Raw genomic sequence first — 13,092 nt, 5'->3', positions numbered from 1 at the left:
CACGCTCACTCGGCGTCCAGATATAGTATGGCTTCTGGTTCATTTAGTTGCCCGCTTCGAATCCCTTGCGCCATTCCTCGTACGGATTCGCTGCCACATTACGCAGCCTTCCCTTTACTCATCGCAAGGTACATAATCTGGTCAATCAATGCGTAAAGGCCGAAGCCCTATGTAATTTAGTACGTAAAATCCGCAATTCCCACATCGACGACATGCATCAATCAGCACGTGAAGCTGCTGCCGAAACGACAAACAATAATCAATGCTCACTCACTAAAGAGCGCGAGCATATCCGTCGAGAGCCATCTCGGCCCCGTGCGTCAGATCACGCATGTTGATACGTATTGCAAAACGTCGTCATACTCGGTCTGCGGAACGCTCTACCGCTTCGAGGCATTACAGCACCCAGTCGTCCGGATCGTACTCGCTCATCGTTTGGCCAAACAATTGTCATAGTTCTCGCGTCTTGTTTCCCGGCGAAGACTCTCAGCAATTTGTGAGCATAGCGAATGAGTTCGTAGCCGAACGCTGTTGCTATAATTGTTCAGATGATAATACGCTCCTCGAATAATTCCCAATTTGACAAACATACGGACAGCAATTTCGCAAATTGGGACATCGAAGCAAATAAAATAGCGCCCACACTCCGAAGATTTCCAAGAAATGAGCCGATGGGTTAGCTTTATGCGCTGCAGAAAATGCTGTGTTTACTCGCGAAAAGTTAGCACAGGGGTGCGCGCCTATACGCTATAATTACGTTGAAAACGATATTTTGAGACGCAAACCATTCGCTCGGGCTATCGTACAATGCCCGCAAATCCGCATAATCAAGCTATTATACCGGCGACTTATTGCGTCTTTGGATCGGGGTATGGCGCAGTCAGGTAGCGCGCACCCTTGGGGTGGGTGAGGCCTTGGGTTCGAATCCCGCTACTCCGACCATACTTAATACCGCTCTCTCCCATTTCTATGGGAAGGAAGTGGTTTTTTTTGTTTTTCGCCCATTAAAAAAGATGACTTCTGATACATCCAGAAATCATCTTATCGCTTAAACCATGGATTGAAAGTAAATTCAGAATTGAACATATAGCCTGGAACCGGTTATTACTCGTAAGGTAATACCTCGCTTAACAATTCCTGCTCCGTTTCAAGTGGATCAATTAAAAATCCCATCATGATGATAACCTCCTTTTTGAGAGAGCGCGCTAGTGACGGCCAGCATAAAACTCTAAAATATCATCAACCGTCAGCATACGTTCCTCGTCCCGCTGTATATCTTCTTGCTGATGCTGAACTTGCATCTCTGATGTCTCTTGTTGTTGTTCCATATTCATTCTTACCTCCTGCACGAATCAACAAATCACTGATCTTGCTATCTATTTATTACCCCGTTCTTCAGGAAATGCACCTGCTTCTTAAAAAAAATCTGTTGATTCGTCTAATTTATTTGTGCCTCTTCCCCAGACAACCTCTTCGCTAAATAAGTCCGATTGTATATAATACGCGGATCCTCCGGACGAAATGCAGCTGCCTTTTCATTATGGAATTGAGCTAGCTCATAATTGCCGATCCGATCGTAACAAACGCATAACTGTAAATGAGGTAACCAAGTGTACACAGCCTGGTTGCTGAGTCCCCAGCGGGAATTAAAGTCGGTGTCACAAGTAGCTTGGGTATACCAGTAAATAGCCGTCTCCAAATTCTGATTTTGTAAAAAATAAAAGCCCAGTCTGCAGCAGAACTCCGCTCTAGGTTTTCCGTAGCGGAAGGAGCGAAGCACTGCCTCCAGTTCTTTTTCCTGATCACCCTGCATGTGATAACAATCCGCCATTCTCCCGCAGGCGGAATAACAATCCTCTACCCAGCCTTGCCCACTATCCAAAAATTCCTCGTAATAGCGAATAGCCCGCTCAGTCTGTCTATGATCCTTAAGTTCATTGGCAAAATAAAAAATATCTCTCGGGGAAAATGTTTCACCTTTTTCAAGCCTGTTCTCATAGATCTTAAGATTCCTGTCACTATCATGCCGGACGCTCCGATGAGTTACAGCAATATCGCTATGAATTGCTTTTCCATAAACCTCAAGATATTCATGAACCGCACCGATCCAGCGAAATTGATTTTCCCTTTTGACAAGTCGGTTTCTCCTTAATTTGCTCGTTACATTTCCAAATTCGTCAAAAGCCAGATGATATTCCATAGAAACCGTGTCGATGTCTGGCTCTAATGCATTTTTTAATTCCATCAGTTTTATCTGATCCGGCTCCTCGAGCACATCATCCGCATCCAGCCAAAAAATATAGCTCTGAGTCGCTAAACCGAAAGCGTAATTTCTAGCAGCCGCAAAATCTTCTATCCATTCGAAGTCATAGACACAATCTGTATAACGCCGGGCTATCTCTTTTGTCCGATCCGTGGACCCCGTATCAACGATGATGATCTCATCCATAATTTCCGCTACCGAATCCAGACACCGATCTAAAGTATCTTCTTCATTCTTGACAATCATACACAGACTGATAGTAAACAGCATCCCCACCTCGCTGCAAAATCAAGGATTTATGATTGCCGCTGTAAGAGTAATTGCTCCAACAGCATTAGCCGTCCCTGTAATAGTTAAAGCACTCAAAGTATAAGTTACGTTCCCCGTGCCGTGGCTCAAATCAACATGATCAATAGGGGTCGTTACATAAAAACTATTGCCAGCTGCATGGTGATTGGTACTAAAAATCACGGTTGCACCACGGAGAATTTGAAACTGGGTAATAGTAGTCCCGGCTGTGGACTGCCAACCAATAACCCCGGTCAACCAGACCCGGCTTGCGGCAGGAACACTGGTCATCGTAACTGTTTTTAATGTCGTCGCCGCGGCAGCAATAGGAATAGTCGAGCTTCCTGAAGTATTAGGAGAGTTCTCCGATACCTGAAATTGCCCAAAACTCCCTGTGGTTCCTGTCGTTCCCGTTGCTCCAGTTCCTCCTGTTGCTCCCGTTGCTCCAGTGGCTCCTGTCGCTCCTGTTACTCCTGTTACTCCTGTTGCACCTGTTGCACCTGTTGCTCCTGTTGCACCTGTTGCTCCTGTTACTCCTGTTGCACCTGTTGCTCCTGTTGCTCCTGTTGCTCCTGTTGCTCCAGTTCCTCCTGTTGCTCCAGTTGCACCTGTTGCTCCTGTCGCTCCGGTAGCTCCAGTGACTCCTGTTACTCCCGTTGCTCCTGTAGCTCCAGTTGCACCTGTTGCTCCTGTCGCTCCGGTAGCTCCAGTGACTCCTGTTACTCCCGTTGCTCCTGTTGCTCCTGTTGCTCCTGTTGCTCCTGTAGCACCCGTTGACCCTGTCTCTCCCGTCGCCCCAGTCTCGCCGGTAGCTCCCGTTGCTCCCGTCGCTCCAGTTCCTCCGGTTGCTCCGGTTGCTCCAGTTGCTCCTGTTGCTCCCGTTGCTCCTGTTGCTCCTGTTGCTCCCGTTGCTCCTGTTGCTCCTGTTGCTCCAGTTGCTCCCGTTGCACCTGTTGCCCCTGTTGCTCCTGTTGCCCCTGTTGCTCCTGTTACTCCTGTTGCACCTGTTGAACCTGTTGCTCCAGTTGCTCCAGTTGCTCCAGTTGCTCCCGTTGCTCCCGTTGCTCCCGTTGCTCCTGTTGCCCCTGTAGCACCAGTCTCTCCCGTTGCTCCCGTTGCCCCAGTTGCTCCTGTTGCTCCTGTTGCTCCTATCTCTCCGGTAGCTCCGGTAGCCCCTGTTACTCCTGTCGCTCCAGTTTCACCCGTCGCTCCCGTTGCCCCTGTTGCTCCTGTTTCTCCGGTAGCCCCGGTGGTCCCGGTGGCACCAGTGGAACCTGTTACTCCTGTTACTCCTGTCTCCCCAGTGACTCCTGTTACTCCCGTTGCACCTGTTGCTCCTGTCGCTCCGGTAGCTCCAGTAGTCCCGGTGGCCCCAGTCTCTCCTGTTGCTCCCGTTGCTCCTGTCGCTCCTGTTACCCCCGTTGCTCCGGTGGCTCCTGTCGTACCTGTCTCACCCGTCGCACCTGTTACGCCCGTTACTCCAGTGGCACCTGTTACTCCTGTTACTCCTGTTGCCCCCGTCTCACCCGTTGCTCCTGTTGCACCCGATGCTCCTGTCGACCCAGTCTCCCCAGTGGCACCTGTTGTCCCTATCGCTCCTGTAGCTCCAGTCTCTCCCGTAGCTCCAGTTTCTCCCGTTGATCCTGTCTCTCCTGTAGCACCTGTTACTCCTGTTACTCCTGTTACTCCTGTTACTCCTGTCGCTCCTGTTGACCCCGTCTCACCCGTTGCTCCGGTTGCCCCTGTAGCGCCTGTCTCTCCCGTTGCCCCGGTTACTCCCGTTGCTCCCGTTGCACCTGTTGCTCCTGTCGCTCCGGTAGCTCCAGTGACTCCTGTTACTCCCGTTGCACCTGTTGCTCCTGTCTCTCCTGTTGCTCCTGTTACTCCTGTTGCTCCTGTTACACCCGTTGCACCTGTTGCTCCTGTTACTCCTGTTGCACCTGTTGCACCTGTTGCTCCAGTTCCTCCTGTTGCTCCTGTTACACCCGTTGCTCCGGTGGCTCCTGTCGTACCTGTCTCACCCGTCGCACCTGTTACGCCCGTTACTCCAGTGGCACCTGTTGCACCTGTTGCTCCTGTCGCTCCGGTAGCTCCAGTGACTCCTGTTACTCCCGTTGCACCTGTTGCTCCTGTCTCTCCTGTTGCTCCCGTCGTCCCTGTCTCTCCCGTCGTCCCTGTCTCTCCCGCTGCTCCTGTTACTCCCCTAGCCCCAGTTTCTCCCGTCGCCCCTGTTGCCCCAGTTACACCAGTTGCACCAGTTTCTCCTGTAGCTCCCGTTACTCCCGTCTCACCTGTCGCCCCAGTCTCTCCTGTCGCACCTGTCTCTCCTGTTGCTCCCGTCGCTCCAGTTCCTCCTGGTGCTCCTGTTTCTCCTGTTGCTCCGGTAACGCCTGTCTCCCCCGTTGCTCCAGTTCCTCCTGTTGCCCCAGTTACACCAGTTGCACCAGTTTCTCCTGTTACTCCCGTCTCACCTGTCGCCCCAGTCTCTCCTGTCGCCCCAGTTGCTCCAGTTCCTCCTGTCGCACCAGTCTCCCCAATTGCCCCCGTCTCTCCCGTTGCTCCTATCGCACCTGTTACGCCCGTTACTCCAGTGGCACCTGTTGCTCCTGTTGCTCCTGTTGCTCCAGTCTCTCCGGTAACTCCGGTAGCCCCTGTTACTCCTGTCGCTCCAGTCTCTCCTGTTGCACCAGTCCCTCCCGTCGCTCCAGTTCCTCCCGTTGCTCCTGTTACACCCGATGCTCCTGTCGACCCAGTCTCCCCAGTGGCACCTGTTGTCCCTGTCGCTCCTGTAGCGCCCGTCTCCCCCGTTGCTCCCGTCTCCCCCGTTGCTCCCGTCTCCCCCGTTGCCCCGGTTACTCCCGTTGCTCCAGTTCCTCCGGTTACCCCTGTCTCCCCAGTGGCACCAGTTTCTCCTGTCGCTCCTGTTACTCCAGTCGCACCAGTTGCTCCCGTCGCCCCGGTCGCCCCAGCTTCACCCGTTGCTCCTGTTACTCCTGTCTCTCCCCTTGCTCCTGTTGCTCCCGTTACTCCCGTTGCGCCAGTTGCTCCCGTCGCCCCGGTCGCCCCAGCTTCACCCGTTGCACCTGTCACTCCGGTAGCACCGGTGGCCCCTGTAGCTCTTGTTGCTCCTATTACACCTGATACCCCTGCTGCTCCTACATCTTCTCTTTCTCCTATTGCTTCCGGTGTACCCACATTTTCCACAATGTCTACTGCGGCTAGGGCACCATATAGCAGATTCGCAGCTTGAGTCGGGCTCCATTCCTGAGCGTTTTGTAAATCAGCTAATCTTTGCTGGCTCGCCAAATCGGCGGTCGACAAGGCAAGCTGAACGTTTGCGGCTTCAGTAAAAGAAAGACCTGACGAGGCAATGGAAACCGAAATTCCTTCCACCAAAGCTTCAATGGCCTGGCTCACTGCTTGAAAAGATATAGGGTCTTCGCTCAAAAGCTGATTCAAATTTTGTATTTCATTTTGAAACTCAACATTCTGATTTGATGCTCCTTCTGGATTTGAAAGCTGAGTTGAAATTGCGTTTAAAACATTATTTAATCGACTCTGGCTAGCCGGGTCAGGACTCACTGCCGTATTTATCACATAGGAAGGTAGATTATTTAATAAATTCACTAAAACGGAAGGGTTTGGTTTTGGGATGGTGAGTGTGGGAGCAGCGGGGTCTGGGGGTTCTGCGACTGGCAGGATTACCTGAGGTGCTGTATTATTTTCAGCCGGTGAGGGTTGTATTCCCGCCATTTTATCGGATCCGTTGTCATTTGCCCTTTCCATAAACATACGGAGCTCATTAGACAAACTTCTAGCCTGCCTGCTCCTGCCGCTTAATCTTTCGACAAACGGATATATCGTGGTGATGAATCTTTGTAATCGAATATGAAACTCGGGAATAGAAAAGCGGGTTTGAACAGCCAATAACTGCCTTGCATCATTAAAAATCAATCGTTTCTCTTTAGATGTAAAAGGCATCAGAATAAGCAAGCCTTGAAGCCTCCGCATCCGGCGAAAAACAACCTGAGTCTGTTCCACATTTATATTAGGCCAAAGCGGCCGAATCTCTGCTACAAACCGGGATACCCAACGGGTAAAAATAAAACTCAACCTTCGACGGCCCCTTAGTCTATATCTCCTCCTGATCCTGACCGACCGCCTTCGCCCTCCAGTAGGCATTCACTTCACCTCAACCATTTCATTTGAAATAGGGCTTTATCTTTTTCACGACAGACCGTTAAATCATACTAATGCCAACATATTCTTCTACTCCTCCTAACGTGAAACTTTCAGCGCAAAAATCTTGTTTCATGCAACCATTAACCATCTTTCAAAGCAATAAAATACCTTGCCGGATCGAAGAAAGTCTCCCTCTCCACAACGTCCGACGGATTGTATCCAAACACATCAATCTCATAGGCGGACCGCCCTACATTCCATTTTTCACGGAAACGCTCTGCATTTTGAAGCGATAAAGTCCGATAATCTTCTGATAGTACCTTGAACGTCCCATGACCTTCATGATGGACATACACATCCTCCGCTGCCCAAAGTCGATACCCGCCGATACGGGCCCGGATACAGAAATCGTCATCCTCATAATTGCCAGGAAAAAAGCGCTCATCAAATCCGCCGATCCGCTTCACCACATCCGATGAGATTAACATGCAAAATCCGGTTAATTTATGACCATAAAAGCCTTTCCCCGCATATTGTATTCCCCTTCGTTCCGCATACTCATCAAGTTCCTCCAGACCATCAGGTCCCCCGTCCGAAACCCGCTGAATTGGAGCGACGTGGTATGACATAGGTCCGGCTACCCCGATGTTCGGATCACGTTCAATACAGGCCAACAGCTTACCAAGCCAATGCGGGGTAACGACCGTATCATTGTTTAACAGCAGGATGTAATCCCCGCTAACTTCGCGCAATCCCTGATTGATCCCCCCGGCAAATCCCCGGTTTATTTTATTGCGGATAACCTTTCCAAAATTTAAAGACCTCAAATAATCTGGAGTCCCGTCATCGGAATCGTTATCAACAAACACAAATTCAAAAGGTTCTGGTGTGTGCTTCAAGACGCTTTCTATGCAACGCTTTGTCAAATCCAGCCGATTCTTGGTCAAAATTAAGATGGAAACAAGTACCACAAGGTTTACTCCTTTCACATTAGATAGAGCCACTGAGGACAATTCTCATAGACCCGATGAGTCCAATATATATTTGACCGAGCCTCGCAGCCGTTCGTTATCCGGAACAATAACCCCCAACCCGTTATTTGATGATAGTTCGTAAAAAGACAAAGCGTGCTCCGTCTCCATCAAAAAATCCTCGATCGCCGTTAAGATGCCGTTTTTAGGACCATGCTCCTGAACCGCATTATGAACCGTACTGTTGAAACCTCCAGCTTCCAAAAGCCCTGTGTAGCCGCGCTGTAACCCCTTCTTTTTACATGGCTGCCGGTAAGCTTCAGGGACGGTTTCCGGAGAGTAGTACATATCCCTTCTTCCATAGGGCCAGCCCGTATCGTGAAGCACCGTGACCGGAAAAGGAAGCCCTTCTCTTTGGGCCATCTGCTCTGCAAGCTTTAGCTCATGATAAACGGTGTACCAATTATGATCCCCGTCGATTAATACCATGTCATATGCCCCGATTAGGGGAAGTGCCTCCAGACTCAAGGTTTCGTACAGGCTGACTGTATCACCGTAATAACGCTGCATTAATTGGACGTCATACAAAGGAGCGGGATCAATCACCACGCACTTGGCTCCGGTATAACGGCAATAATCCAGTAGTTTGAACGTATTCATTCCTGTGAAGGAACCTATTTCTACGATCACTTTCGGCTGTACCGATAAAATCAAAGGCTTAATCACCTTTTCCCAAAATCGATGCATCCGTCACCTCCATATCTCCCTTGCGAGCAACACAAAACTCTTCCCCTAGCCCTCGCTAAATTAATCGGGAAATATCATATCGTATGTATTCCAAACGACGTCCTATTCCCTTTGAACACAAAAAAGAACCGCAGCAATGCCGCGGTCCTTCTTGTCGGTCCCTTATAAATAAACTCTATTCGCTCGAGTAATTCAATTATTTAGTCTCATTCCGAAACTCTTCAAGCCATTTTATATCCTGCGGGGATAAATCCAATGTTTCCAATAGATCGGGACGGCGCTGCCAGGTACGGCGCAGTGCTTCTTTGCGCCTCCAGTCGGCAACATTGGCATGATGGCCGCTCAGCAGGATGTCCGGCACCTTCCAGCCGCGAAATTCGGCCGGACGGGTATAATGCGGGTATTCCAATAATCCTGTGCTGAACGAATCGGTTACCGCGCTCATTTCATTCCCCAGCACACCAGGCAAGAGACGGGTAATGCTGTCGATCATGACCATGGCCGGAAGTTCTCCTCCGGTCAGAACATAGTCACCGATCGATAGTTCGTCCGTCACTAAATGCTCCCGAATCCTCTCATCGTAGCCTTCATAGTGGCCGCAAACAAAAATCAGATGATCCTCGCCGGCCAATTCCTCCGCCTTCCGCTGAGAGAACGGCTCCCCTTGGGGACACATCAGAATGACGCGTGGAGGTCGCTGGGATTCAGTCGCGACTACGGCAGGGATTGAATCATCAGCAGTGGTTTGAAGCTGCTCACCTGTTCTTTCGTTGCTCTTGGACAGCAAGTCCTCGACAGCCCGGAATATCGGCTCCGGCTTAAGCACCATGCCGCCTCCGCCCCCGTAGGGCGTATCGTCGACGGTTCCATGCTTATTTCCGGAATAATCCCGAAAATTGACCGCATTTAAAGAAACGATCCCCTTTTCCTGGGCTTTTCCAAGAATGCTGCTGTGAAATACCCCGTCAAACATTTCCGGGAACAGGGTTAATACATCCATCCGCATGATTACAGCAGTCCTTCCATCAGGTGGATCTTGACCAGTTTAGCCTTTACATCCACATCCAGCACAACGTCATCGATGACAGGCAGCAGCAGTTCTTTGCGCGACGGGAGTTTAACCACCCATACATCATTGGCGCCGGGACGCAAAATTTCCTCGATAACCCCGATTTCTTCACCTGCTTCATTCACAACGCGGCAACCGATGATTTCATGAAAATAGTATTCATTTTCCGGCAGTTCAACGGAATTGTCCTTGGATACCTTTAACTCGAACCCTTTAAATTTTTCTACTTCATTGATATTGTCGAACTCGTTAAATTTTACGATGTACATCTGCTTATACGGACGAGCAGCAGCCACCGTAACCGAGATTTGCTCGCCCCGTTCCGGGTGTGTCATCATCAGCTTTGCCTTCGGTGCAAAGCGCACCTCAGGAAAATCCGTTTGAAGCAGCACTTTCAGTTCGCCGCGAATTCCATGCGTGTTCACTATTTTTCCAACTGACAATAATGATTCCGACATAATTACCTCCAAAGCATTGTTCTGGCTTCCTCACGAAGCGTTATCATTCGCATCGAAGCCGTATTTAATCTTCAGCCGTTCATATAAATCGAGCTGATCTTTACGCAATACGATGTTGCGGACCGTCTCCCGCCATTCCGCTTCCATTCGGGCAGGTCTCCACATGATGACCTCATCCTCAGGAAACTGGCGATGAAGCTCGGTAAGATCCTCAGTCATCATTTCCATAGCCCTGATAATCTTATTACGCCCTTCATCCTTATCCAACATATGATTATTGATTTCTTCGGCCACATCCTGTTGGACAAAGTTATAATAATCCGTCATTACATTGTACATTAAATAGGTGGAAGAGCCCTGTGCTGCAAAAGCAGGATCCATGGATATAAAAGCGGTCTCCACCGTTTTTAGATTTGCCGACAAAATGCCCAGACGTTGCATAACCGAGGCATCCGATGCACGATCTCTTAAACTTTCAATGACCATATCGGTTTCCGTCAACGCATTTTTCAATCCATTACCGAACGACTGATTTATCATCGCTGAATAACTTTGGTCCTGTGCCTTTTTGTAGGGCAACCCTTTAAAATTATAATAAAGACTGGCCAGCAAGCATACCAGCAGAATGCAGCTGGTCCACGCCCACAATCCAAATCTCTTTTTCATTCCGTTCCTCCCCAGCTTCAGCATGTACGAAAAAGGGTTAGGACAAACATCCTAACCCTCTTTCGTATAGCTTTAAGACAGAATGTCCACGGTAACCCGCTTATCCATCTTAACGGCTGCCGATGCTACAACCGTGCGGAGTGCCTTGGCGATTCTTCCCTGCTTGCCGATCACTTTACCTACATCATCGGGATGTACGGAAAGTTCATACACAATCAGATGTTCCTTCTCCACGACCTCCACACGGACATCGTCCGGATGATCAACAAGAGCCTTCGCAATAACGCCGACTAATTGTTCCATATGAGACCCTCCGAATCAGCAATTATTTCTGCTGCTTAAGCTCATGAAATTTCTTCATTACGCCCGCTTTGCTGAGCAGGTTGCGAACGGTATCAGATGCTTGTGCACCGTCTTGCAGCCATTTCAAAGCTTTCTCTTCGTCGATGTTAACTACTGCCGGTTCAGCAACCGGGTTGTAGAAACCAATCTCCTCGATAAAACGGCCGTCACGCGGGGAACGGGAATTCGACACCACGATACGATAGAAAGGAGCTTTATGAGCACCAATGCGTTTCAAACGAATACGAACTGCCACGAAATTCACCTCCTTTAAAAAATCAATCCATGCTTATATTTCATCCGGCAAGGTAAGGTCCTGTTACCGGAATGGAAATCTCATGCCTTTGCCCGCTTTGCCGAGCTGCTTCATCATCTTCGAACCTTTGCCTTTAGGTCCCATCATATCGGAGAACTGCTTCATCATTCTCCGCATTTCGTCGAACTGCTTGATCAAGCGGTTTACATCCGCAAGCGTAGTCCCGCTGCCTGCGGCAATCCGCTTGCGGCGGCTGTGATTGATCATGTCAGGATTTTGCTTCTCCTGATTGGTCATGGAATGAACGATGGCTTCCACCCGGCCCATTTGCTTCTCATCGACCTTGATGTCTTTCATCTGTTTCATTTTGCCCATGCCCGGAATCATGTCCATGATCTGGTCAAGCGGTCCAAGCTTCTTCACCTGGTCCATCTGCTCCAGGAAATCGTCGAACGTAAATTCCGCATTGCGCATTTTCCGTTCCATTTCCTTAGCTTTCTCGGCATCGATATTGGACTGCGCCTTCTCGATCAGGGACAGCATATCGCCCATGCCCAGAATCCGGGAAGCCATCCGTTCCGGATGGAACGGTTCGAGCGCATCAATCTTCTCGCCGAGGGCGGCAAATTTGATCGGACAACCCGTCACGGCTTTAACCGATAAGGCCGCGCCGCCTCGGGTGTCGCCATCCAGCTTCGTGAGTACGACACCGGTCAGTGTCAGTTGCTGATTGAAGCTCTCGGCTACGTTTACCGCATCCTGACCTGTCATGGCATCCACGACCAGGAGTACTTCATCCGGCTTGGTCACTTCATGGATTTGACGGAGTTCCTCCATCAAAGCCTCGTCGACATGCAGCCGGCCCGCCGTATCGATCAGCAGGTAGTCATTGCCGTTATCCTTTGCATGCTGCAAAGCCTGACGTGCAATTTCAACCGGGCTGTTGCCTTCCGGAAGCGTAAATACAGGTACCTTGATCTGTTCGCCCAGCACCTGCAGCTGTTTAATCGCAGCCGGCCGGTAAATATCCCCGGCTACCAGGAGTGGACGATGGTTGCCCTTCAGAAGCAGCTTGGCCAATTTGGCCGAAGTCGTCGTCTTACCGGCACCTTGCAGACCCGCCATCATGACTACGGTCGGCGGACGGTTGCTCTTGGCCAGCTTGGCTTGGCTGCCGCCCATGAGATCGGTCAATTCCTTGTTTACGATGTCGATGATTACCATGCCTGGCGTAAAGCTCTCCATGACCTCGCTGCCAACGGCTTTCTCTTTCACCTTGGCGATAAATTCCTTGACCACTTTAAAGTTGACATCCGCTTCCAGCAAGGCCAGACGCACTTCGCGCATCGCTTCGTTTACATCATCCTCTGAAACTTTACCTTTGCCGCGAAGCTTGCTAAACACGCTTTGCAATCGATTTGTCAATCCTTCAAAAGCCATTCCCCGGTCACCTCCGTTCCATTGTCTAAAATCCAGCCGCCAATGCTACAGCTGTTCAGCTTGCCGCAGGAGCTGTTTGGCCGTTTCTTTATGTAAAGCGGACATCTCGCTGTCCTCTAGCACTTTCCCCAGTCTTGCAAGCAACTCGCTGCGCTCTTCGTCCTTACGGACTAAGCCGAGCTTGTCTTCATAAACTTCCAGCATCTCTTCCGCCCGCTTGATATGCTCATAAACCGCCTGGCGGCTGATTTCAAATTCCGAGGCGATTTCACCCAAGGAAAAATCATCGAGAAAATAATATTTGAGAAATGTCTGCTGCTTCTCAGTCAGCAAAGTTTCGTAAAAATCAAACAACAGGTTGATCCGGTTTGTCTTCTCAAGCCTATTCTCTTGACTCATCTGGGCACCCC

12 protein-coding genes and 1 tRNA gene are annotated in these 13,092 nt (G+C 50.0%); 1 reads left to right on the top strand and 12 read right to left on the bottom strand.

The window, feature by feature from the left end; translation table 11 throughout:
• The first annotated feature begins 865 nt into the window (after positions 1-865).
• Positions 866-942, top strand: a tRNA-Pro gene (locus tag NYE70_RS02605).
• A 263-nt stretch (positions 943-1,205) separates the two neighbouring features.
• Here the strand turns inward: NYE70_RS02605 and NYE70_RS02600 are convergent.
• From NYE70_RS02600 to NYE70_RS02545, 12 genes are all read right to left on the bottom strand, one after another.
• Positions 1,206-1,328 (bottom strand): hypothetical protein, encoded by a 123-nt coding sequence (locus NYE70_RS02600; protein WP_280520362.1) that lies wholly within the window; start codon positions 1,326-1,328, stop codon positions 1,206-1,208.
• A 110-nt stretch (positions 1,329-1,438) separates the two neighbouring features.
• Positions 1,439-2,530: a tetratricopeptide repeat-containing glycosyltransferase family 2 protein gene (locus NYE70_RS02595; RefSeq protein ID WP_341047496.1), complete on the bottom strand. Its 1,092-nt coding sequence runs from the start codon at positions 2,528-2,530 to the stop codon at positions 1,439-1,441.
• Positions 2,531-2,551: 21 nt separating this feature from the next.
• Positions 2,552-5,968, bottom strand: coding sequence for a collagen-like protein (locus NYE70_RS02590; RefSeq protein ID WP_341044920.1), 3,417 nt, complete (start codon positions 5,966-5,968; stop codon positions 2,552-2,554).
• A 905-nt stretch (positions 5,969-6,873) separates the two neighbouring features.
• A complete protein-coding gene (locus tag NYE70_RS02585) occupies positions 6,874-7,704 on the bottom strand; it encodes a glycosyltransferase family 2 protein (RefSeq protein WP_341044919.1) in 831 nt (276 codons plus the stop codon).
• Between the two features lie 45 nt (positions 7,705-7,749).
• Positions 7,750-8,451, bottom strand: coding sequence for a class I SAM-dependent methyltransferase (locus NYE70_RS02580; protein ID WP_341044918.1), 702 nt, complete (start codon positions 8,449-8,451; stop codon positions 7,750-7,752).
• Positions 8,452-8,647: 196 nt separating this feature from the next.
• Positions 8,648-9,457, bottom strand: a complete 810-nt coding sequence (gene trmD, locus NYE70_RS02575; protein WP_341044917.1) for a tRNA (guanosine(37)-N1)-methyltransferase TrmD — start codon at positions 9,455-9,457, stop codon at positions 8,648-8,650.
• A 2-nt stretch (positions 9,458-9,459) separates the two neighbouring features.
• Positions 9,460-9,978, bottom strand: coding sequence for a ribosome maturation factor RimM (gene rimM, locus NYE70_RS02570; RefSeq protein ID WP_211021326.1), 519 nt, complete (start codon positions 9,976-9,978; stop codon positions 9,460-9,462).
• Positions 9,979-10,008: 30 nt separating this feature from the next.
• Positions 10,009-10,644 carry a hypothetical protein gene (locus NYE70_RS02565; protein ID WP_341044916.1) on the bottom strand — a complete coding sequence of 212 codons (636 nt, stop codon included), beginning with the start codon at positions 10,642-10,644 and terminating at the stop codon, positions 10,009-10,011.
• 72 nt (positions 10,645-10,716) lie between these two features.
• The gene (locus tag NYE70_RS02560) at positions 10,717-10,947 is read right to left on the bottom strand and encodes a KH domain-containing protein (protein WP_059053652.1); all 231 of its coding nucleotides are present in this window, start codon (positions 10,945-10,947) and stop codon (positions 10,717-10,719) included.
• 22 nt (positions 10,948-10,969) lie between these two features.
• The gene (rpsP, locus tag NYE70_RS02555; protein WP_341044915.1) at positions 10,970-11,242 is read right to left on the bottom strand and encodes a 30S ribosomal protein S16; all 273 of its coding nucleotides are present in this window, start codon (positions 11,240-11,242) and stop codon (positions 10,970-10,972) included.
• 63 nt (positions 11,243-11,305) lie between these two features.
• Positions 11,306-12,682 (bottom strand): signal recognition particle protein, encoded by a 1,377-nt coding sequence (gene ffh, locus NYE70_RS02550; protein ID WP_213654099.1) that lies wholly within the window; start codon positions 12,680-12,682, stop codon positions 11,306-11,308.
• A gap of 45 nt (positions 12,683-12,727) precedes the next feature.
• Positions 12,728-13,081: a putative DNA-binding protein gene (locus NYE70_RS02545; RefSeq protein ID WP_211021322.1), complete on the bottom strand. Its 354-nt coding sequence runs from the start codon at positions 13,079-13,081 to the stop codon at positions 12,728-12,730.
• Positions 13,082-13,092: the final 11 nt, after the last annotated feature.

It is taken from the genome of Paenibacillus sp. FSL R5-0407, from assembly GCF_038009185.1.
Classification (GTDB): domain Bacteria; phylum Bacillota; class Bacilli; order Paenibacillales; family Paenibacillaceae; genus Fontibacillus; species Fontibacillus vini.
This window is presented reverse-complemented; position numbering and strand designations above follow the sequence as displayed.

Bases quoted from the DNA above. Each gene is read 5' to 3' on its own strand.
- NYE70_RS02560 (WP_059053652.1), bottom strand. From the start codon at position 10,947: ATGGAACAATTAGTCGGCGTTATTGCGAAGGCTCTTGTTGATCATCCG.
- NYE70_RS02545 (WP_211021322.1), bottom strand. From the start codon at position 13,081: ATGAGTCAAGAGAATAGGCTTGAGAAGACAAACCGGATCAACCTGTTG.
- rimM (WP_211021326.1), bottom strand. From the start codon at position 9,978: ATGTCGGAATCATTATTGTCAGTTGGAAAAATAGTGAACACGCATGGA.
- ffh (WP_213654099.1), bottom strand. From the start codon at position 12,682: ATGGCTTTTGAAGGATTGACAAATCGATTGCAAAGCGTGTTTAGCAAG.
- trmD (WP_341044917.1), bottom strand. From the start codon at position 9,457: ATGCGGATGGATGTATTAACCCTGTTCCCGGAAATGTTTGACGGGGTA.
- NYE70_RS02580 (WP_341044918.1), bottom strand. From the start codon at position 8,451: ATGCATCGATTTTGGGAAAAGGTGATTAAGCCTTTGATTTTATCGGTA.
- NYE70_RS02565 (WP_341044916.1), bottom strand. From the start codon at position 10,644: ATGAAAAAGAGATTTGGATTGTGGGCGTGGACCAGCTGCATTCTGCTG.
- NYE70_RS02600 (WP_280520362.1), bottom strand. From the start codon at position 1,328: ATGGAACAACAACAAGAGACATCAGAGATGCAAGTTCAGCATCAGCAA.